The 19,932-nt window shown below is 42.3% G+C and carries 13 protein-coding genes; 6 read left to right on the forward strand and 7 right to left on the reverse strand.

Annotated features, from left to right (window positions below):
* The first annotated feature begins 73 nt into the window (after window positions 1-73).
* The 3 genes from ACOFKR_RS00325 (at window position 74) to ACOFKR_RS00335 (ending at window position 3,032) form a co-directional block, all read left to right on the forward strand.
* Entirely contained in the window at window positions 74-667 is a 594-nt protein-coding gene (locus ACOFKR_RS00325) for a 7-carboxy-7-deazaguanine synthase QueE (protein WP_419803599.1), read from the forward strand.
* 36 nt (window positions 668-703) lie between these two features.
* A complete protein-coding gene (locus ACOFKR_RS00330) occupies window positions 704-2,614 on the forward strand; it encodes an OmpA family protein (RefSeq protein WP_419802035.1) in 1,911 nt (636 codons plus the stop codon).
* Between the two features lie 259 nt (window positions 2,615-2,873).
* Window positions 2,874-3,032, forward strand: a complete 159-nt coding sequence (locus tag ACOFKR_RS00335) for a hypothetical protein (RefSeq protein WP_419802036.1) — start codon at window positions 2,874-2,876, stop codon at window positions 3,030-3,032.
* A gap of 52 nt (window positions 3,033-3,084) precedes the next feature.
* Here the strand turns inward: ACOFKR_RS00335 and ACOFKR_RS00340 are convergent, their stop codons facing one another.
* A complete protein-coding gene (locus tag ACOFKR_RS00340; protein ID WP_419802037.1) occupies window positions 3,085-4,791 on the reverse strand; it encodes a site-specific DNA-methyltransferase in 1,707 nt (568 codons plus the stop codon).
* Window positions 4,792-4,889: 98 nt separating this feature from the next.
* Window positions 4,890-6,014, reverse strand: a complete 1,125-nt coding sequence (locus tag ACOFKR_RS00345) for a Fic family protein (protein ID WP_419802038.1) — start codon at window positions 6,012-6,014, stop codon at window positions 4,890-4,892.
* A 185-nt stretch (window positions 6,015-6,199) separates the two neighbouring features.
* Between ACOFKR_RS00345 and ACOFKR_RS00350 the strand changes: the two genes are divergently transcribed.
* Window positions 6,200-8,707, forward strand: a complete 2,508-nt coding sequence (locus ACOFKR_RS00350) for a M14 metallopeptidase family protein (RefSeq protein ID WP_419802039.1) — start codon at window positions 6,200-6,202, stop codon at window positions 8,705-8,707.
* Here the strand turns inward: ACOFKR_RS00350 and ACOFKR_RS00355 are convergent, their stop codons facing one another.
* The 3 genes from ACOFKR_RS00355 to ACOFKR_RS00365 all read right to left on the reverse strand — a co-directional run bounded on the left by ACOFKR_RS00355 (window position 8,708) and on the right by ACOFKR_RS00365 (window position 13,332).
* Window positions 8,708-11,155 (reverse strand): TonB-dependent receptor domain-containing protein, encoded by a 2,448-nt coding sequence (locus ACOFKR_RS00355; RefSeq protein ID WP_419802040.1) that lies wholly within the window; start codon window positions 11,153-11,155, stop codon window positions 8,708-8,710. It lies immediately after the preceding gene.
* 202 nt (window positions 11,156-11,357) lie between these two features.
* On the reverse strand, window positions 11,358-12,977 hold the full coding sequence (locus ACOFKR_RS00360; RefSeq protein ID WP_419802041.1) for a PspC domain-containing protein: 1,620 nt from the start codon (window positions 12,975-12,977) through the stop codon (window positions 11,358-11,360).
* Between the two features lie 22 nt (window positions 12,978-12,999).
* Window positions 13,000-13,332, reverse strand: coding sequence for a PadR family transcriptional regulator (locus tag ACOFKR_RS00365; protein WP_419802042.1), 333 nt, complete (start codon window positions 13,330-13,332; stop codon window positions 13,000-13,002).
* 212 nt (window positions 13,333-13,544) lie between these two features.
* Between ACOFKR_RS00365 and ACOFKR_RS00370 the strand changes: the two genes are divergently transcribed.
* A complete protein-coding gene (locus ACOFKR_RS00370) occupies window positions 13,545-16,799 on the forward strand; it encodes a SusC/RagA family TonB-linked outer membrane protein (RefSeq protein WP_419802043.1) in 3,255 nt (1,084 codons plus the stop codon).
* 12 nt (window positions 16,800-16,811) lie between these two features.
* Window positions 16,812-18,302: a RagB/SusD family nutrient uptake outer membrane protein gene (locus ACOFKR_RS00375; protein WP_419802044.1), complete on the forward strand. Its 1,491-nt coding sequence runs from the start codon at window positions 16,812-16,814 to the stop codon at window positions 18,300-18,302.
* 47 nt (window positions 18,303-18,349) lie between these two features.
* Here the strand turns inward: ACOFKR_RS00375 and ACOFKR_RS00380 are convergent, their stop codons facing one another.
* Window positions 18,350-19,528, reverse strand: a complete 1,179-nt coding sequence (locus ACOFKR_RS00380; protein WP_419802045.1) for an OmpA family protein — start codon at window positions 19,526-19,528, stop codon at window positions 18,350-18,352.
* Window positions 19,525-19,932 (reverse strand): DoxX family protein, encoded by a 408-nt coding sequence (locus ACOFKR_RS00385; protein ID WP_419802046.1) that lies wholly within the window; start codon window positions 19,930-19,932, stop codon window positions 19,525-19,527. The genes ACOFKR_RS00380 and ACOFKR_RS00385 overlap by 4 nt, the downstream gene beginning before the upstream one ends.

A 19,932-nucleotide genomic window follows, 5' to 3' on the forward strand; every position in this document is an offset into this window, starting at 1 on the left:
CAAAAACCAATACCGCCCGATTGCTTATATTTGCCGCTTGGAACTTACATCAGCACAACCGGCAGCGGGCACCATGCTTCCTTTAATGGAAGAATTTTATACTATTCAGGGTGAGGGCTTTAACACTGGCAAAGCGGCATATTTTATCCGCTTGGGCGGATGCGATGTAGGTTGCCCCTGGTGCGATGTGAAGGAAAGCTGGGATGCCGATAAACACCCGATGACGGCGGCCGATACGATTGTGGCAAACGCCAAAAAATACCCGGCAAATGCAGTAGTGATCACCGGTGGCGAACCGCTGATCTACAATTTGAATTACCTGACTTCGGAATTGCAGAAAGCAGGCGTCAAAACTTTTATAGAAACTTCCGGTGCGTACCCGATTTCCGGTTTTTGGGATTGGATCTGCCTTTCGCCCAAAAAATTTAAAGCACCAACGCCTTCAGTTTTAGCTGCTGCGGATGAACTGAAAGTGATCGTTTTTAACCAATCCGATTTTAAATGGGCTGAAGAACATGCTGCTTTAGTTTCTGCGGATTGCAAATTGTATCTGCAGCCCGAATGGTCAAGAGCTGCAATTGTTACGCCGCTGATTGTAGATTACGTGATGCAAAACCCGAAATGGGAAGTTTCGCTGCAAACGCATAAATATTTAAACATTCCGTAAAGAAATTTCTAACTTGGTTTCGTATAAAGCTTTGCTATGCGATACCTGTGGACACTTCTTTTATGCGTACTTTTTTCACTTGGCCTTAATTTTTCTGTTTTTGCGCAAAAGCAATATTCCACCAACAACAAAGAAGCGATTAAATTCTATGCTTTAGCCAACGAAAGCATTGATTATCAGCAATATGACCAGGCAATTACGCAATTAAAACAATCCATCGCGGCCGATGAACAGTTTGCCGAAGCGCATAACCAGCTGGGCAACGTTTATCGTTACAAACACCGTTATGCCGAAGCTTTTACCGAATTTACACGCACCATCGCCCTCAACCCAAACTACAACCGCGCCGTTTATTTGAATTTAGGCGATGTAAGCATTATGCTGGGAAAATACAGCGAAGCCAAAAACGTTTTGCAGCAATATCTGGCTTTTAACGAGGTTTTGCCGAAAGACCGCGCCACGGCAAAAAAGCTGATAACTGATTGCGATTTTAGCTTGCAGGCCGTTCAGCATCCGGTTGATTTTAAGCCGGTCAACCTCGGAAACGGGATCAATTCCCCTGCTGATGAATATTTGCCCAGCGTTACTGCGGATGAAAGCACGCTGATTTTTACCCGAAAAATTGGCAATAATGAGGATTTTTATCAGAGCAAAAAGCAAAACGGACAATGGGCAGATGCCGCCGGTTTGAGCAACAAAATTAACACGCCGGATTTTAACGAAGGTGCCCAATCGCTTACGCAAGATGGTCAGTATCTGTTTTTTACGGGCTGCAACCGACCGGATGGTTTGGGAAGATGCGACATATTTTTATCCCATAAAAACAGTACCGACTGGGATAAACCATTTAACTTGGGCGAACCGATCAATACGCCCGGCTGGGAATCGCAGCCTTCCATCAGTGCAGATGGCCGCACGCTTTATTTTGTGAGTTTGCGCAAAGGCGGTTATGGCGGATACGACATCTGGAAATCGCATTTAACCGATAAAGGTTGGGGCGAACCGGAAAACCTGGGCCCCAACATCAACACGCTCTACGATGAGCAGTCGCCGTTTATCCACCCGGACGATCAAACGCTGTATTTCAATTCCAATGGCTGGCCGGGTTTGGGCGGAAAAGATTTGTTTTTGAGCCGGAAAGACCAGAACGGCAACTGGCAAAAACCGGAAAACCTGGGTTATCCCATCAATTCCGGCGGTGATGAAAACGGCTTAACGCTCACGGCCAATGGCAGTTATGCGTTCTTCTCGTCCAACAATTTAAAAGGTGCAGGCGGCTATGATATTTATACTTTCGAGCTGCCCGAAAAGCTGCGGCCAACCGTGGTTACGTATGTAAAAGGTACGGTAAAAGATGCACAAACTAAGCAAGCCATTGATGCCGATGTGCAGATTGTGGATTTGAAAACCAACCAAACGATTTTTAAGAATGTAAACGCTTTAAACCAGGGACAATTTTTGGCAACGCTCCCGATAGGAAAAGATTATGGTTTAAATATCTCCAGGCCGGGTTATTTGTTTTATTCTGAAAATTTCTCGCTGAGCAAACAAAAAAACGATAAGCCATTTGTAATTGATGTGGCTTTGCAGGCGATAGAAGCCGGCAAAAAATCAGTTTTACGCAACATTTTTTTTGACACCAATAAGTTTACGCTGAAGCCGGAATCCAAATCGGAACTGGAAAAACTGATTGCTTTTTTAAACCTCAACCCAAAAGTTGCTATTGAGGTTTCGGGTTTTACAGATAACGTGGGCGATGCAAAATCAAACCAGCTGCTGTCGGAAAACCGGGCAAAAGCGGTGTATCAGTATTTGCTCGCCAATAAAGTTTCGCCCGCAAAACTAACTTTTAAAGGTTACGGTGCCATGCAGTTTATCGCCCCAAACACGACCGAAGAAGGCCGTGGCCGGAACAGAAGGACGGAATTTAAGATTGTTTCTTTTTAAAAGGAAATGGATTGGATTGAGGCTTCTTTTACGATACATTTTTTGATCAGGAACTGCGTTCCCTTTTCTCTTTCTTTTTCCTTGATGAAAAAGAAACAAAAAATCAAGGCAAACCCGATCGCCTCCGGGCGTTTTGCCGGGCAGCCGCACCTGGGTGGTTACCTGTCCTGCGGCTCTGTATAGTTTTTAAAAAAGTAAAAAAATAGATGATAAAAGAAGCATCTGCCTGCCAAATTTATACCTATAAAAACAGCATTAAATGCTACTTTTAGCTGCTATCCGAATACCATGTCTAAAAACGCTTATCAGCCAATATTACAACAATCTTGACCGCGCCTTACAATTTGGCAAATCCAGCACCGAAACCGCCATCCACAACCATTTTTGGATATTGCTGAACGAATACGCCACTGTTTGACGGGCCCTAAAACAAGTTCAGGAGACAGCAGGCCGTATGCCCAACAATGTTTTTACGTGCGCTCTACAGTGCCATTAACTTTTAAGCGGATAATTTCCATATTGTCCAAACCTTCGTTATCAACTACTTTTACCGCAATATTGTGGATGCCCGGTTTAAACTTGTGCCGTTGCGTGCCTTGTTTATCAATGATCACATCGGGTTTAAAACCTTTTTCTGCCTGATAATTAAAATCCCAGGTAAAAAATTCAATACCTGCAACGCTGTGGCCGCTTGCTACAAATTCAATTTCACGGACGTTGTTTTTATCCCTTCCGGCTTCGTTTACTTGTACCGTTAAGGTTGGTTTTTTGGCAATCGGCACAATGTCTTCCACTTTTATCAATTCTATAATTACATCTTCCTGATTGTGTAAACGCGCAACTTCCTGTATCGCACCTTTGCCAAAGGAAAACGCGATGATAAAACCAACCGGCTTTTTCGCTGCTTTATTTTTTTCAAAAAGTGCTTTGTCGTAACGTTTTACGGCGGAAAGAAAATTATCAACCACGTTTCGGCCGATGTTGTCGCTGCGCTTTACTTGTATGGGCGTATTGTCTTTTGTTTTTCCATCCAAACCCAAATCATTGCGTTGTTTGGAATTGCTGGTGCCGCCATATTGGGAAACGATCCAAGTTTCAAATTCAAAAGCATCTTTGTACCGAAGTGTATCATAATCATACTTATGCAATTGCACGATAAAAGGTTTGCTGAACAAATCCTGCTGCACGTTTAAGCGGAACTCGGTTACTTTTACAGCTTGTACGGATTGATCAATCCCAACCCAACGACGGTTAAATTTATCTGCAACGGCAACGGTTGTACCGCCACCAACAAAAGGATCGAGAATTAGATCATTTTCGTTGGAACCTAATTCTATAATTCGTTTTAGTAATGCTTCTGGTTTTTGTGTTGGATAACCAATTCTTTCTATTGTTTGAGATTGTACATTACCTATGTCAGTCCAAATATTACTTAATAGATTGCCTTTTTGTTCGTTTAAATATCTTTTTAGTCTTGGTCTTTTAGAAAAATCAAAACTTTCATTAGCTCCAATTGGATAATATATTCTTCCTTCATCATGTAATTTTTGCATTGTAGCTTTTTCATAACGCCATCCTTTAGGTGGATATGGAAAACCTTGCCACTCGTACATCATATTAGGCCGAGGATTTGGACTTGCCATATCTGCGAGCGAATAAACACCGCGGCCATCGTTATCATCTGATTTGAAAAAACTTTCTTTATAATCATCACTATGGTTTCCATAAATAGGATTATGAGTGTACTTGTCTGATTTTGTATAGTACCAAATTGTATCAGTAAGTACAGCCAATTTTTTCTTAGCATCATTATGTGAATTATGACGTTGCCAAATAATTTCTGCTTTAAAATTTTGATAACCAAAAATCTTATCCAAAATCTCAACTCTGATATAAGCGTTGGCGTGCCAATCACAATGCAAAAAGATGGAACCGGTTGGTTTCAATATCCGGTGCATTTCGATCACACGTTCTTTTAACCAGGAAATATAATGATCGATGCCGCCGCTAAAACGGTCTTCAAAACTGCGCACTTCGCCGCTGTCGCCCCAAATCACTTCGTAAGTGCGGTTACTAAAAAACGGCGGGTCGAGGTAAATCAAGTTTATGGTTTCGCTTTCAAGCTGCTTCAGTATTTCTAAATTATCGCCAAGTATCAATTTGTTCACCGCTTCCATTATCCGTATTGGTTGTTTAGCCAATTGCTAAACCTATATAAATCCAGCGATTAAACAAAAAAGTATGCTAAAAACAGCATGTGGCAAATCGGGCTTGATTATCTAAATAAATTTAGATAATCCTGGAAAACATATAATCTCCCGCGTTGTCCGCCGGTTATTTCTTCAAATATTTTTAATTTTTCGAGGTCGTCTGCAAGTTTATAAGCGGATGCTGCAGATAAACCGGTTATCTTTCCAATCATGGCAGAATTGACAATTGGTTTTTGATATAAATAATTGAGCACTTTTTGCGCGTTCAATGCCCGGCTGCCTAAAGAAGCTATTTTTGCTTCTGTTTTTTTCTGTAGTTGTAGTATTTGGTCGAAAGTTTGAATTCCGCTACGTGCAGTTTCAGTAACACCAACTAAAAAGAATTTAAACCAGCGCGAAATGTCGTTTTTCTCTCTGGCGCGCATCAAGTTATCATAATACAGGGTTCTGTTTTTTTCAAAAAAATCCGACAGGTACAAAATAGGTTTTTTTAAAATTCCTTTTGAAACCAAATATAAGGTGATAAATAAGCGGCCAATCCTGCCATTACCATCTAAAAACGGATGGATGGTTTCAAACTGGTAATGAATTAAAGCAATTTTTAAGATTTCCGGTAAAAATATGGTTTCGTTATGGGCAAACATTTCGATATCGCTCATTAAATCGGCAATACTTGTATGCACCGGCGGTACAAATACAGCATCGCTAATGGTTGCACCTCCAATCCAATTCTGGCTTGTTCTAAAGTTTCCCGGTTGTTTTTGTTCGCCACGTACACCTTGGAGCAATATTCCGTGTGTGTCTTTGATCAATCTGGAAGAAAAAGGAAGTGTTTCCAAACGCTCAATGCCATAATTCATGGCCTGGATATAATTTTGTACTTCGTCCCAATCATCACGCTTATCCAACGGCACATCTTCTTTAGCCAAAAGGGCTTCTTCCATGTTGGTTTGCGTGCCTTCAATTTTGCTGGATTGCGTAGCCTCTTTAGTAACATGCATTTGTATAAACAAATTCAGGTTAGGGATGTAATCAGAAAACATGTCCAATCGGCCTAATTCCCGGTCTGCTTTACTTAGCAAACTGATAATTTCCATATCTTCTAATTTCCAATCCCGATTAATCAGATTAGGCTGAAAACTTTTGTAATAACCTTGATTGGTATATAATCCTGCTTTAAATGATTTCATTATTCTTATAAACTAAAATAAAGATACGCCTTATTTTAGTTTTCGGCCAAAAACTAAAATAAGGACCGACGCTATTTTAGTTTTGCTCCGTTTTCTAAAATAAGGTTTTTGCAAATTTCCGATTACAATCCAAATGCTTCCGCATAATTTGATAGCTTAGGGTTTCTAAAATATTTTCTCTTTACATGAAAAAACGGATACTGTTTTTATCGATACTTTTTTGGGCAAACGGCTTGATGGCACAAAAAATACAGTCGCCGGCAGAGTTTTTAGGTTACAAATTAGGCGATCAGTTTACGCAGCACGAGCGCATTGTAGCTTATTTCAGGTACATCGCCCAAACTTCCAAAAACGTAAAACTGACGCAGTACGGAACGACGAGTGAAGGCCGCCCGCTGCTAACGGCTTTTATTGCTTCGGATGAAAATATTGGAAAATTAGAAGAAATCCGCCAGAATAATTTGAAGTTGGCGGGTCTGGAAAACGGACAAGGCAGCACCAATACACCGGGAATTGTGTGGCTCGGTTACAACGTCCATGGCAACGAGCCAAGCCCAAGCGAAGCGGCCATGGAAACGCTTTTTGAACTGGCTGATCCATCCGATGCCAAAACAAAAAACTGGTTAAAAAACGTGGTTGTGGTGATTGACCCATGCCAGAACCCGGACGGCCGCGAGCGTTATGTTAACTTTTACAACCCGGTACATACCATTCCGCCGGATGCCGACCCCGCCGCACGCGAACACCGCGAACCCTGGCCGGGCGGCCGCTACAATCATTATTATTTTGACATGAACCGCGATTGGGCCTGGCAAACACAAAAAGAATCGCAGGAAAAACTGGCCAATTACAACAAATGGCTGCCGCAGGTGCATGTGGATTTCCATGAGCAGGGCTACAATGCGCCGTATTATTTTGCGCCTGCCGCCGAGCCTCTTCACCGCGATATTACGCCCTGGCAGCGCGAATTCCAGGTAATGGTGGGGAAAAACAACGCCAAATATTTTGATCAAAATGGCTGGCTTTACTTTACCAAATATGAGTTTGACCTGCTGTACCCGTCTTACGGCGATACTTATCCGCTGTACAACGGCTCCATCGGGATGACGTTTGAGCAAGGCGGAATCAGTGCTGGTTTGGCGGTAAAAACTTCTTCCGGTGATACGCTGACTTTGGCTGATCGTGTGGCGCATCACCTGGCAACAAGTTTGAGCACGGTGGAGATTTCTTCGAAAAACGCCCAAAAACTGATGCAGCATTTTAAAGAATTTTATGATAAGGCCAGGAACAATCCGCCGGGCGATTTCAAAACTTACGTGATCAAAAATGAAAATCCGGATAAGCTGAAAGCACTGGCAAAATTGTTCGATAAAAACAGCATCCGTTATGGTTTTGGCGGAAACGGGCCGGTCAGCGGTTTTAATTATTTCAGCGGAAAAACAGAAAAAACGAATATTGATGCCGGTGATATGATCGTAAACGCCGCGCAGCCAAAAGGCATTTTGCTGCACGTTTTGATGGAGCCGAAAACGTTTATGAGCGATTCTGCCACGTATGATATTACTGCCTGGAGTTTGCCTTACGTGTACGGACTGAAAACTTATGGCCTAAAAGAAGCATTGAAACCGGCATCCCTCAACCCAAAAACCATCGAAAATAATTATGTGGCAACCAGCGGAACGTACGCTTATCTATCCGAATGGAAATCAATGGAAGATGTAAAATTTTTGGCGGCACTGCTTAAAAATAAAGTAAAAGTGCGCTTTACAGAACAAAACTTTTCTGCTTCGGGGAAAACGTTTGCGCCGGGTTCGCTCATCATCACCAAAGCCGGAAATGGCGGACTGAAACAGTTTGACAACGTAGTTTTATCCGCGGCAAAAACCTTCGGCCGTACTTTAACGCCGCTTACTTCGGGCTTTGTGGAAAAGGGAAATGATTTAGGTTCGGGATACGTGCACGTCATCAATCCGCCAAAAATTATGATAGCCAGCGGAGACGATGTTTCGGCTTCTGCCCTGGGCGAGGTTTGGTTTTATTTTGAAAAAGAACTGCATTATCCGGTCACGCTGATCAACACCAAAGATTTAAACCGTGTAAAATGGACGGATTTTGACGTGGCCATTTTTCCGGATGGTTTTTACAATGATCTGCCTGCCGATGAGCTGCAAAACTGGGTAAGCAAAGGCGGAAAACTGATTTTGATGGAAAATGCCGTTGCAAAAATGAGCGGTAAAAAAAGCTTTTCCATCAAATTAAAAGAAGACAAAAAAACGGAAACAGACGTAAAAAACACCGATAAAAGAAGCATTTACGCAAACATAAAACCGTACGGAGACCGCGAGCGCACGGACATCAGTAATAATGTTGCCGGTGCCATTTACAAAGTGGACTTAGACAACACCCATCCGCTGGGTTTTGGTTACCCTGATTATTACTTCACCTCAAAACAAGACGATAAACTGTACAATTTTTTAGAGGATGGCTGGAACGTTGGCACCATCCGCAAAGGCGGTTACGTGGCCGGTTTTGCAGGACAAAAAGCCAAGGCGCGTTTGCAGGACGGTTTACTATTCGGTGTGCAAAATACGGGCCGCGGCGCAGTTATTTACCTGGCCGACGATCCGCTTTTCCGCAGCTTTTGGGAAAACGGAAAATTGTTGTTTGGCAATGCTGTTTTTATGGTGCAATAATTAGCCGCCGCTTTTTACCCGGTTTTTTTCGTCGTCCGCGCCGCTTTTGTGGCGGCGTGCCGGTGCCAGTTTGCTGTTGCCAAAATTGTAGGTCAGCGTAAGCAAGGCCACGCGCGAATCTCGCTTTTGGTAAATATTGATGTTGGTATTGGTATAATTGCTGCTGAGGTTGTTGGTGCGTGTGTTAAAAATATCGCTCACCGAAAATTTTGCGTTCAGTTTTTTGTTGAGGAAAGTTTTGCTCAAACCGGCATCAACCGCATATTGTGGCCTGATGTTGAAAACACCGTAAACCAATGGCGATTGATAATCCCCGGAAAGTTCTGCTTTAAAACCATTACCAATTATAAATGTGTTTAAAGCTTTGGCCTGAAAAGCCGCTTTCCCTCGGCTTAAACTGGCACCAAGCAACGAATCAGACTTAAAACCTAAGTAAAAACCGTTGAAATTTAAGTTGCCCGTCCACCATTTGGCAAAGGTAAAAGGCGCATTAATGTTGATGTTATAAGCGTTTTGCGTTTGCAGGTTCAGTTGTGTATCGTAGGATGCTTTGTTTACCGTTTGGATCACTTCAGTAATCACATCTGTGGTGCGGCTATAGCCCAAACTCAGGTTAATGGTTTTGTTGTAAGTATAGCTCAGCTCGAAAGATTGCGTGTACTGCGGTTTTAAAAACGGGTTTCCCTGGCTGTACGTGTATTGATCTAAATAATAAACAAACGGGTTCAGGTTATCATAACTCGGCCGGTCAATCCTGCGACTGTAATTAAAACCGATGTCGTTTTTGGCGTTGATGCTTTCCTGCAAAAACAAACTCGGGAAAAAGTTCAGATAACTGCGGTCAACCACCTGGTTTCTGGTGATTAAATTTCCGTTGGAACTGGTATTTTCTGCCCGTAAACCAACCTGTACCGAAAGTTTTTTGAACGTATGGCTTAAATTCAAATAAGCCGCGCTGATTTTTTCGGTATAAACAAAGCGGTTGCTGCGCGTGGTATCGTTAACATAACCGCTGCTGCCGGCCAGTTTTTGCGCCTGCAGATCGTTGTCGGTTTTAACATCGCTCAGTTTGATGCCCGCTTCCAGTTTGCCAATTTTTTTCAGGTTTTTGGTATAATCTGCCTTGCCGGTTTTAATGGTGATGACGGATGGCGTTTGGTTGCGCAACAATAACGGCGTACGCTGCACGTTTCCGTCACTCAAAAAGAAATCCGTATTGTATTGCGCGACGTTATTGTTGTTGAATTTTGAGTAATCCAGATCGATCGCCAGTTCCTGCCCGGAAGTATCCAGCTGCAAACGATCGTTTAAATTAAAAGCAAAATTTTTAAACGTTTGATGCAGCTCAGAATACGTTTTCTGCACAGAATCTGTAACACCTTCCTGCGCACCAATCAGCGTGTTAGCCGTGTTAATGTCCTGTTCGCCATTAAAATAACCGTTTATCAAAAAGCCGATGGTGTGTTTTTTGGTGATGTCGTAATCCGTGCCAAAGCGGTAATTATTGTAATAATTGGTTTGGGGCATAAACGTTTTCTGGCTGAAATAAGTGGTATTGTTTCCGCTGCCCACCACACGGTCAATGTTCAGGTTGTTATATCTTTTGTTGTCGCCATGATTGTAGGAACCGAAAAAGTTGAATTTTCCTTCTTTATGGTTTAACGTAAGCGATTGGCTAGTTCTGGGGTAAGCACCGTAACCGCCGGCCAAAATCAGACTGCCGTTGGTGCCCGAAGCCCGGTTTTTCTTCATTTTAATATTGATGATACCCGAATTTCCGGCCGCATCGTATTTTGCGGAAGGATTGGTGATCAGTTCGATAGACTGGATCGAATTGCCATCCGTAGAACGCAGCAGCGTGGCCAGCTGCGCCGACGAAAGATACGTAAGCTTGCCGTCGATCATCACCGTAACGCCTTGTTTGCCTTTCAGGCTGATGTTGTCGTCTTTGTCCAGCGTAACGCCCGGTGCTTTTTGCAAAATTTCCAGCGCATTGTTTCCGGCCGCCAGCACGCTATTGGCTACATTTAATACCGTTTTATCAATTTGATGCTCGATCAAAGGTTTTTGCGCAACCACAGAAACGCCTTTTAATTGCTGCGTGGTAGCCGTCATCACCAGTTTTTCTATGGTAAAAACAGCATGGCCATCGCTGATGGTAACTGGTTGAGAAAAAGCTTTCTTGTAATTGATGACCGTGGCCGAAACCAGATAACTACCGGCCGCAACATTAGCAAATTGATAGTGGCCTTTATCATCCGTTAATGCGCCTTTTACTAAAGTAGAATCTTTGGTTTTAAGCAGCGTTACCGTGGCATAATCCAGCGGTTTTTGTTGTGCATCAACCACAAAACCGCTGATTTGTCCGTTTCTGGTTTGGGCTGATATTCCTTCAGCCCAAAAAATAGTGGATAAAAGAAGCATGGTCAAGGTAAAAAGGTGTTTCATTTTGATAAAATTTTAGACAAAACCATCACGGCCAAGAGAAATCCTCCTTCTTAAAAGCGGTTCAGATAATGCTTTTCAGTAAAAAAATCCCGGGCGTTTTGCCCGGGACCCGTTTTGTTTATGTGCGGGGTTTTGTATTAAGATGCACAAACCACAGGAAAAGTTACAGCGTTTGGCAAATTTTTATCCGATAAAACAAGCATTATTGTTGATGGTCTTTTTCCTGCACTTTTTTAAGGCAGACCAAGCCGTTTTCGGTCATTTTAAAGCGGGCAAATCTTCTGCCTTGCTGGTTCTGGTCTTCGTAGCAATCGTACAAATCCACATCATTCAATATATAATCCAGGCTTTCATCAATTGTAACAACCGAATTTAAGGGCAATTTCAGCGTAACATCCACCTTTTGATCGTGCCACAAAACCCGGTTTGCCGGTATAAGTTTACGATCAAACCTTATGACAGAATCCTGCTGTGTAAAATGATAAGTGGCGTTCCGTGCGTTGCGCAGCGCATCCTGATAATTTGCCCCTTTGGCACGATAGGAAGCTACTACGGCCGGAAATTCGGTTTCGCTTTTTTCGATGTGCAGGCGCACGTTTTCCGGACTTAAATCGGTATCGTTTTCATCGTTCGTGTTCACGATAATATCGTTTGCAAAATCATTTTTTTTAATGCCCAACGTTGCGCTGTCTTCCTTGGTCAGTATTTTTGCGTTGTTTATGCTGAGGAAATAATTTTGCCCGCCGGTTTGCATGACATCGGTTTTTTGGCTGAAACTGGCTTCGTACCTAAAATCTTCGGCAATTTTGGTGGCATAAAAAGCAACGGTACTCAAAGCAGCGATCCAGCCGATCAATAATATAAAACCCACACCTCTGCCAAACACGTCCCTGGAAAAAACAACGCGCACCGTAAACAAAATCAGGGCAAGCAGCGGGATGGCGCAAACCAAAAACCCGCACACGTACAAAAGGTTGCTAAACTCGTAATTGACCAGGTTAAACGGAGAAAAACCGTGCACAAACATGGATTTATTGGCCGAAAAAACCACAATTGCCACCAGTAAAGCAATCATGGCGAACGCACAAACCAGGCAAAACAACACGGCAATTACTTTTAAAATGATTTTACCGCCTCCGTTTAAAAAGCGTTTCAGGAGCAAAAAAAATTCGCCCACAAAATCGCGTATCTTGTATAAAAACGGCTTGGCTTCGCGGTTGGCGTTGGATAAAGATTGGCGCAGGTTTTTAACTTCTTCATCAAAATTACGCTTAAAACCCTGCAAATCAGTTTTTTCGCCTTTCATGGCCATGCGTTCGGCACGGGTGTTGGCACGCGGGATAATTGCCCACAAAATAATATAAATCAGGAAACCGCTGCCAGCACCAAAAATACCAAACACAAAGGCCAGCCTGATCCAAATCGGCTCTACGCCAAAATAATTGGCAATACCGGCCGCCACGCCGCCAATTAAATGATCTTCCGGATCCCGGAACAGGCGGCGTTCGGTTTGATTGTCTGAAAAAACAGTGCTAAAAGAAGCATCGTCCGTGGTTTCGGTAGAGAAATCCTCCAGCGTGCCCATCTGCGCAATCACGGCCGTTACATCCGAAGTGAAAATAACCTGTTTGCCTTCGTTTTTAAGTATTTCGCCAAACATTTCGGCCAGGCGGTTTTCAATATCGGTGGTAATTTCATGGCTGTCGCTGCTGGCCGCAAAATGCCTTTTGATGCCCGTCATGTAGTTTTTCAGGATTTCGTAAGCATCTTCCTCAATATGGAAAATGATGCCGTTTATATTGATAATGATGGTTTTGTTCATGATAAAGATGAGTTGTAAAGGTTTATGGCTTTTTTTTCAGGGAGATTTCTACGGCGAACGATAATTCATGCCAGGTTTTTTCCAGCTGCTGCAGCAGCACCGAGCCTTCGGGCGTAAGCTGGTAGTATTTCCGCGGCGGCCCGGAAGTGGATTCTACCCAGTTGTAACTTAACAAACCGTTGTTTTTAAGCCGGGTAAGCAGCGGGTACAACGTTCCTTCTACCACCAGCAGCTTAGCCGTTTTCAGTTCGGCAATAATATCCGAAGCATAAATTTCCCCGCGGGAAATAATGGCCAGGATACAATATTCCAGTATGCCCTTGCGCATTTGGGTTTGCGTGTTTTCCAAAATCATACTACAAAGATATATGTTTAAGATTGTATTATGCAATACAAGGTACTAAATTTATAAAATTTTTATTTTTAAAAACTTATATGTATGGCAAAATCCTGTTTATCAGGCTTTTACGAATTATCAAGTTTTTGACAGGGCAATTTTTTACAAAAAAAAATCCCAGATAGAAAAATTTATTATATTTTCAGCATTATTTAACTAATAAAAAACGCATGAGAAAAAAATTACTTAGTTCGTTATGGTTTTTTCTGCTGATAGGTTGTTATACCTATGGGCAAAACCGTACAGTAACCGGCACCGTGACCGGCAAGGATGATGGCCTGCCGCTGCCGGGGGTAAGTGTTAGCGTAAAAGGCACCAAGTTTGGGACCCAAACGAATACAACAGGCCGCTTTTCGTTAAGCATCCCTGAAAACAATAGCGTATTGGTTTTTTCTTTTTTGGGATACAGTACACAGGAAGTTAGTGCTACCGGCAATCTTAACATTTCTTTAAATCCGGTAACCAACCAGTTGAACGAAGTCACTATAACCGTTCCTTACGGTACGGCCAACCGAGAAACTTTTGTTGGTTCTGCAGCATCTGTTTCCTCAAAAGACTTAACGAACAGACCTGTTACCAACCCGCTTAGTGCTTTGGCCGGTGTAGCTCCCGGTATTCAGGTAAATCCGGCCAGCGGACAACCGGGCGGTGCGCCAGCAATCAGGGTGAGAGGGTTTGGCTCAATTAACTCCTCTAACGATCCGTTGATTATAGTTGATGGTGTACAATATCAGGGTGCATTAAATAACATCAACACTGAAGATATTGATAATATTTCAGTGCTAAAAGATGCATCTTCAACAGCATTATACGGTGCAAAAGCAGCTAACGGGGTAATTATTGTAACTACCAAAAGAGGCAGAAAAGGTAATAGCCAGTTTAACGTTAAAGCAACACAAGGTGTAATTTTTCGTGGTATTCCGGAATATGATCGTGTAGATGCTTATCAATATTACCCTTTAGAGTGGACAGGTTATCGCAACAGTTTGGTATATGCAACAAACAATCCGCTTTCTATAGCAGATGCAAATATTATCGCATCAGGATTGGGTACACGCAATGCCAATAATCAGCAGGTACTGAACGGCAGAAATTATTTAGATATTTCTCAAACTTTAGGTGCTTTGATCGTTGGTGGTGTATATACCCAAAGCAATAACCCTTTTAATGTACCAAGCACACAAATTGTTGACGTAAATGGTAAAATCAACCCTGCCGCCCAGTTAAGGTACAATGATTTGGATTGGTTAAAAGAAACATTAAGAACAAGTAATAGAAAAGAATATACTTTAAATTATAGCGGTGGCACCGATAAAACAGATTATTATACTTCAGTAGGTTATCTTAATGAAAAAGGATTTGCCAAGAAATCAGATTTTGATCGTCTTACGGCTCGTTTAAATGTCAATACACAAGCTACAAAATGGCTTAAAACCGGTGTAAATATGAATGGTACTGTATCAGAAACGAATAGTACAACAACTACGAGCACTTCTTATGTTAATCCTTTCTTTTTTAGTCGTAACATCGGTCCGGTTTATAATGTATATGCACATAATCCGGTAACCGGGGCCAACTTATATGATGCTTTGGGCAATAAAATATATGATACCGGTGGCTTAGGCAACCTGGGCGTGCCTTCAAGGGCCAGCGGTGCCAGTCCGGGCCGGCATGTATTGCAAGAAATTTTGTTAAATGATAATTCTTTTAAACGTAATTTATTTAGCACGCGTGCTTACGGGGAAGTAAGTTTTCTGAAATACTTTAAGTTTACTACAAATTTAAGTGCTGATTACAGCAACACCTATACCTCATCATACCAAAATCAAATAGTTGGGGATGGTGCACCGGGCGGACGCGCAACCAGGACTGCAAGCTTTATAACAACTTATAACTTAAACCAGTTACTAAATTACTCGCAAACTTTTGATAAACACAGTGTTAGCGTATTAGCTGGACATGAAAATTATTCAAGGTTGATAGATGTATTGGACGGTTCCAGAAACACACAACTTTTGGCCGGCAACACAGAATTGGCAAACTTTACCACAACCAGTAATTTAACTTCGTATAAAGACAGGGACCGCTCAGAAGGATATTTTTCACAATTAAATTATGACTATGATCAGAAATACCTGTTCTCTGCATCAGTACGGCGTGATGGGGTTTCAAGGTTTGGAAGTGATGTTCGGTGGGGAACATTTGGTTCGGCAGGTGCTGGTTGGAGAGTTGACAGGGAAAATTTTCTACGGGACGTAACCTGGATTGATTTGCTAAAAATCCGCAGTAGCTTCGGTACTGTAGGGAATTACCAAACATTAGACAGTAATGGTAATCCAACTTATTATCCATATCAAAGCGTTTATGATATCAACAATAATGCGTTAGAACCGGGTTTCTCACAAAATACTGTTGTAGGTAACCCAAACCTGGAATGGGAAGTAAATAAAACCTTGGATGTGGGTATTGAGTTTGGATTGTTTAAAAACAAGTTAAGCGGCAGCGTAGAATACTATAACCGGAAGTCATCAAACCTACTTTTCTTAGTGCCTCAGCCGCTTTCAAGTGGTATTACCAGTCAATATCAAAATATTGGTACCATGTACAATAAGGGTGTAGAAGTAAATCTGGCAGGTGAGCCTGTCAGGTTTAAAAACTTTAGCTGGAATGTTAATTTTAATGCAACTACCATCAAAAACAGGATTACTAAAATGCCGGACGGGCAACCTGAAATCGTTACCGGAACTAAAAAATTAGCCGTTGGCCACTCTATATATGATTTTTATCTGCGCCAATATGCAGGTGTTGACCCGTCTGATGGTTCAGCACTTTATATCCCAAATGATGGGGCAACCGGCACAAGTATCCGAACCATAAACGGTATTAATTATACAACCGCTATAACAAATGCAAAACTTGATTATAACGGCACTTCATCAATACCGGATGTTTACGGGGCGTTGACTAATACCTTCTCATACAAAGGTTTAAGCCTTTCCATCTTGATTAATTACCAATTAGGAGGGAAAATATATGATTCAAACTATGCCAGCCTGATGTCTATCTCTTCCTACGGAAGTGCTTTGCATAAAGATATATTGAACAGCTGGATGAAACCCGGCGATATAACTGATATACCAAGGATAGACCAGGGAAATTCAACCAATTTATATGCTGCATCAAGCCGTTGGCTGACTAATGCTTCCTATCTGTATTTTAGAAACGCAACCCTTAATTATTCACTACCGAATAAATTTGTATCAAAAATATCCGTTAAGAATGCACGTATTTATGCAAGTGGAGAAAACCTGTTTCTGATAAGCGGGAGAAAAGGGATGGACCCAACACAAAATTTTAATGGTACAGTAACCAATGGCTATGTGCCCCAACGTATCATTAGTTTAGGTTTAAACTTTTCTTTATAAAATAAAATCAACATGAAAAGAAAATATATTTATAGCTTTTGCATAGCGATGGCAGCTTCTGTATTAGTATCATCCTGCAAAAAAGATTTTTTGGAAACGGCCCCAACAGATCAGGTATCAGCAGCAGCTGTATTTACTACAACCAGTAACGCTGCTGCTGCCATGAATGGTGTGTACAGATTAATGTTCAGTGCTTATGACAACCAGGATGAATCGGGCGAAGGGTCAGTTATGATTGATATTGACATGCTTGGCGAAGATCTGGTCAATCCTACAGTAGGCAATAACTGGTTTATATCTTTGTACAGGTATATCACTACACGTAGTGTTACTGCCAGTCAAACGGCCTTTGTTTATCGGTACTATTACAGGCTGATATCCAATGCCAATGCTATTATTGAAGGGGTTGAAGGAGCAACCGGTACTGATGCTGAAAAGAGTGTAATCCGGGGAGAAGCTTTGGCTATACGTGCTTATGCTCATTTTAAATTAGTTCAACTATACGCACAACGTTATGCTGCTGGAGGCCCGAATACGCAATTAGGTATTCCAATCAACATTACCACAACCGTACAAAAACTGCCGCGTTCTACTGTTGAGGAAGTGTATGCGCAAATCAATAAAGATTTGAATGCAGCCATAACCAACCTTGGAACTGCTCCGGCACGATTAAATAAATCGCATATCAATTTGAGTGTGGCACAAGGCATGAAGGCAAGGGTGGCATTAGCAATGCAGGATTACCCAACGGCCGCTACGTTTGCTGCTCAGGCCAGAATGAGTGCTTCGGGCATAAGCTTAATGTCTAACACGGATTATACGGCCGGATTTAACAACCTGACCAACAGTGAATGGATGTGGGGAATTAACCAAATTGCAGATCAGGGAACGTTTTTTTATTCATTCTTTGCTTACATGTCTGTAAACTTTAGTTCTACCAATATCCGTGGTAATCCAAAATGTATCAATTCTACCTTGTATGACCAAATTCCTGCTACCGATATAAGGAAAAGTTTATGGGACCCTACAGCTAAAAGTACTGCATTCCCGGTTCCCCCAAGTGGCTCCAGGTTCCCTTACATGAACCGGAAGTTTTTGGCAAACAGTGCAAGCAACAGTTATGGTGATTTACCTTTTATGCGTTTGGCAGAAATGTATTTAATTGAGGCAGAAGCAAATGCCCGCCAGGGTAAAAATGCGGAGGCACAAAACGCTTTATATACACTTGCGATAAAACGTAACCCAAGTTATGTAAAATCTGCCAGCACTGGCACTAACCTTATAAATGAAATTATGCTTCAAAGACGTTCGGAGCTTTGGGGCGAAGGCTTCAGGTTCACAGACTTAAAACGATTAAACCTTCCTTTAAATAGAAATGGTGCCAATCACGTGGCTTCTGTTGCGATGGTATTTGATATTCCTGTCGGCGACCAACGCTGGCAGTGGCTGTTTCCGCAAGCCGAAATTAATGCGAACAACTTAATTGTGCAAAACCCTAATTGATTTTTCAGGATACTGGTCCGGCTGATTTTTACCCTGTAAAAACAGCATCACCTTTCCAGCACAACTTCCACCCGAAGATTTTTGACCGCTTCTTCGGGTGTTTTATTGTCAAAAAGCGGGTGTTTTCCGCCTAAACCAAAACAACGCATCCGGTTGGCGGCAATGCCGTGCTGCAGCAGATAAATTTTAACGGCCAGCGCGCGCTTTTCAGACAGCCGTTGTAAATAGCGTTCATCCGTAAAAATATTGGCGTTGGTATGGCCGATGATTTGGATGGAAATGTCTTTTTCTTCCTGCAGCAAAATTAGTAGCCGCTTTAAATCATTGCCGGAAGCATTTACAATGGCGGCACTGTTGGGCAAAAAACGGATGTTGTAAAAAACAATCCTGGCATCCGGTTTTAAAATTTCCAGCGTATAATTTTTACCTGGCCGGTCCGGCAAAAAATCATTCAAAAGCACGTATCCTTTTTTCAAAATACTTAGCGTATAAGCCTGGTTCGGGATTTGGAACGAATACTTTCCGCTTACCGCATCGGATACTGTTTTTAGCAGGGTTTTTCCGGCCGAATCTTCTACCAAAATCTCCGCAGCAATGGGTTGCATACTGTTTTTATCAGTTAAATTTCCGCTTAAAACGGGTGTGGTTTTTTGGTTGGAAAGTGACCCCTCGACCGAAGAAAAAAACGTAAAACCTTTGCCGCCCGGATAAATGTTATCAACCACCAGAATGTAGTTTTCACCGGCACGGACAGCAACCGGTTCAGAAAAACTTTTGCCAAGCCCAGGCGATGTAAAACGATCTGAAAAACCCTTTTTTAAACCGGTTTTCCCGTTGATGGAAAGCTCATTCCGGCTGTTGTTGGTTCTGACGGGACGATCGTAATCAATCGTTTGGTTGTTATGGCCGGATGTTTCCTTAAAAAGCATCCAATCGTAATCATCTTTATTTTGAAGCGGCATAATTTCAAAAGATAAAAAACCATCCGCAGCAACCGCCAAACTAAACCAGGCCGTATTATGCTCTTTTTCAAACAGATAGCTTTTTCTTTTTTTATGCTGCGGATATTCCTGTTCCTGCCCGAAACCAACGGCACTGTTTTTAAACACATATTTTTGGTTGAGGCTGAGGGTTACGGCTTCTGTGTAATCACCATTCAGGTGCTGACTGTATGCTTTTAAACTAATCAACATCAAAAACAGCACGACCGGCCGGGCAAAACTCATTTTTTGTCAATACTGTACAAGCCCGGGCCGATAAAAATCAAGCCTAAAAATACGATCGCATCTTCTATGGCGTGGGCCGCGCCTTCCAAACCGGCCCCTTTAGAAAAGTGCATCAGTGCAGCCACAATCAGATTGATCAGCAGCAAAATACAAACCGGTCTGAAAAGCAAGCCGATCAGCAGCAACAAACCGCCAAAAGTTTCGGTAACGGCGGCCATAAAGCCCCAAAAAGCGGGCGCGTAATCAATGCCGACGGCTTTCATGGCACTGCCGATTTTTACCCAATGTTCCGGGCCGCCAGCTAATTTGGGCACGCCGTGGTAAATAAACATTGCGCCCAAACCGATGCGGATGATCAGTAATCCAAGGTTTTTGTAGTTCGACAGGTTTTCAAAAATGGCCAT

It is taken from the genome of Mucilaginibacter sp. (assembly GCF_965201005.1).
GTDB lineage: Bacteria > Bacteroidota > Bacteroidia > Sphingobacteriales > Sphingobacteriaceae > Mucilaginibacter_A.

Coding starts and splice junctions, on each gene's coding strand:
- ACOFKR_RS00325 (WP_419803599.1), top strand. CDS start 74: ATGCTTCCTTTAATGGAAGAATTTTATACTATTCAGGGTGAGGGCTTT.
- ACOFKR_RS00330 (WP_419802035.1), top strand. CDS start 704: ATGCGATACCTGTGGACACTTCTTTTATGCGTACTTTTTTCACTTGGC.
- ACOFKR_RS00335 (WP_419802036.1), top strand. CDS start 2,874: ATGCTACTTTTAGCTGCTATCCGAATACCATGTCTAAAAACGCTTATC.
- ACOFKR_RS00340 (WP_419802037.1), bottom strand. CDS start 4,791: ATGGAAGCGGTGAACAAATTGATACTTGGCGATAATTTAGAAATACTG.
- ACOFKR_RS00345 (WP_419802038.1), bottom strand. CDS start 6,014: ATGAAATCATTTAAAGCAGGATTATATACCAATCAAGGTTATTACAAA.
- ACOFKR_RS00350 (WP_419802039.1), top strand. CDS start 6,200: ATGAAAAAACGGATACTGTTTTTATCGATACTTTTTTGGGCAAACGGC.
- ACOFKR_RS00355 (WP_419802040.1), bottom strand. CDS start 11,155: ATGAAACACCTTTTTACCTTGACCATGCTTCTTTTATCCACTATTTTT.
- ACOFKR_RS00360 (WP_419802041.1), bottom strand. CDS start 12,977: ATGAACAAAACCATCATTATCAATATAAACGGCATCATTTTCCATATT.
- ACOFKR_RS00365 (WP_419802042.1), bottom strand. CDS start 13,332: ATGATTTTGGAAAACACGCAAACCCAAATGCGCAAGGGCATACTGGAA.
- ACOFKR_RS00370 (WP_419802043.1), top strand. CDS start 13,545: ATGAGAAAAAAATTACTTAGTTCGTTATGGTTTTTTCTGCTGATAGGT.
- ACOFKR_RS00375 (WP_419802044.1), top strand. CDS start 16,812: ATGAAAAGAAAATATATTTATAGCTTTTGCATAGCGATGGCAGCTTCT.
- ACOFKR_RS00380 (WP_419802045.1), bottom strand. CDS start 19,528: ATGAGTTTTGCCCGGCCGGTCGTGCTGTTTTTGATGTTGATTAGTTTA.
- ACOFKR_RS00385 (WP_419802046.1), bottom strand. CDS start 19,932: ATGGCCATTTTTGAAAACCTGTCGAACTACAAAAACCTTGGATTACTG.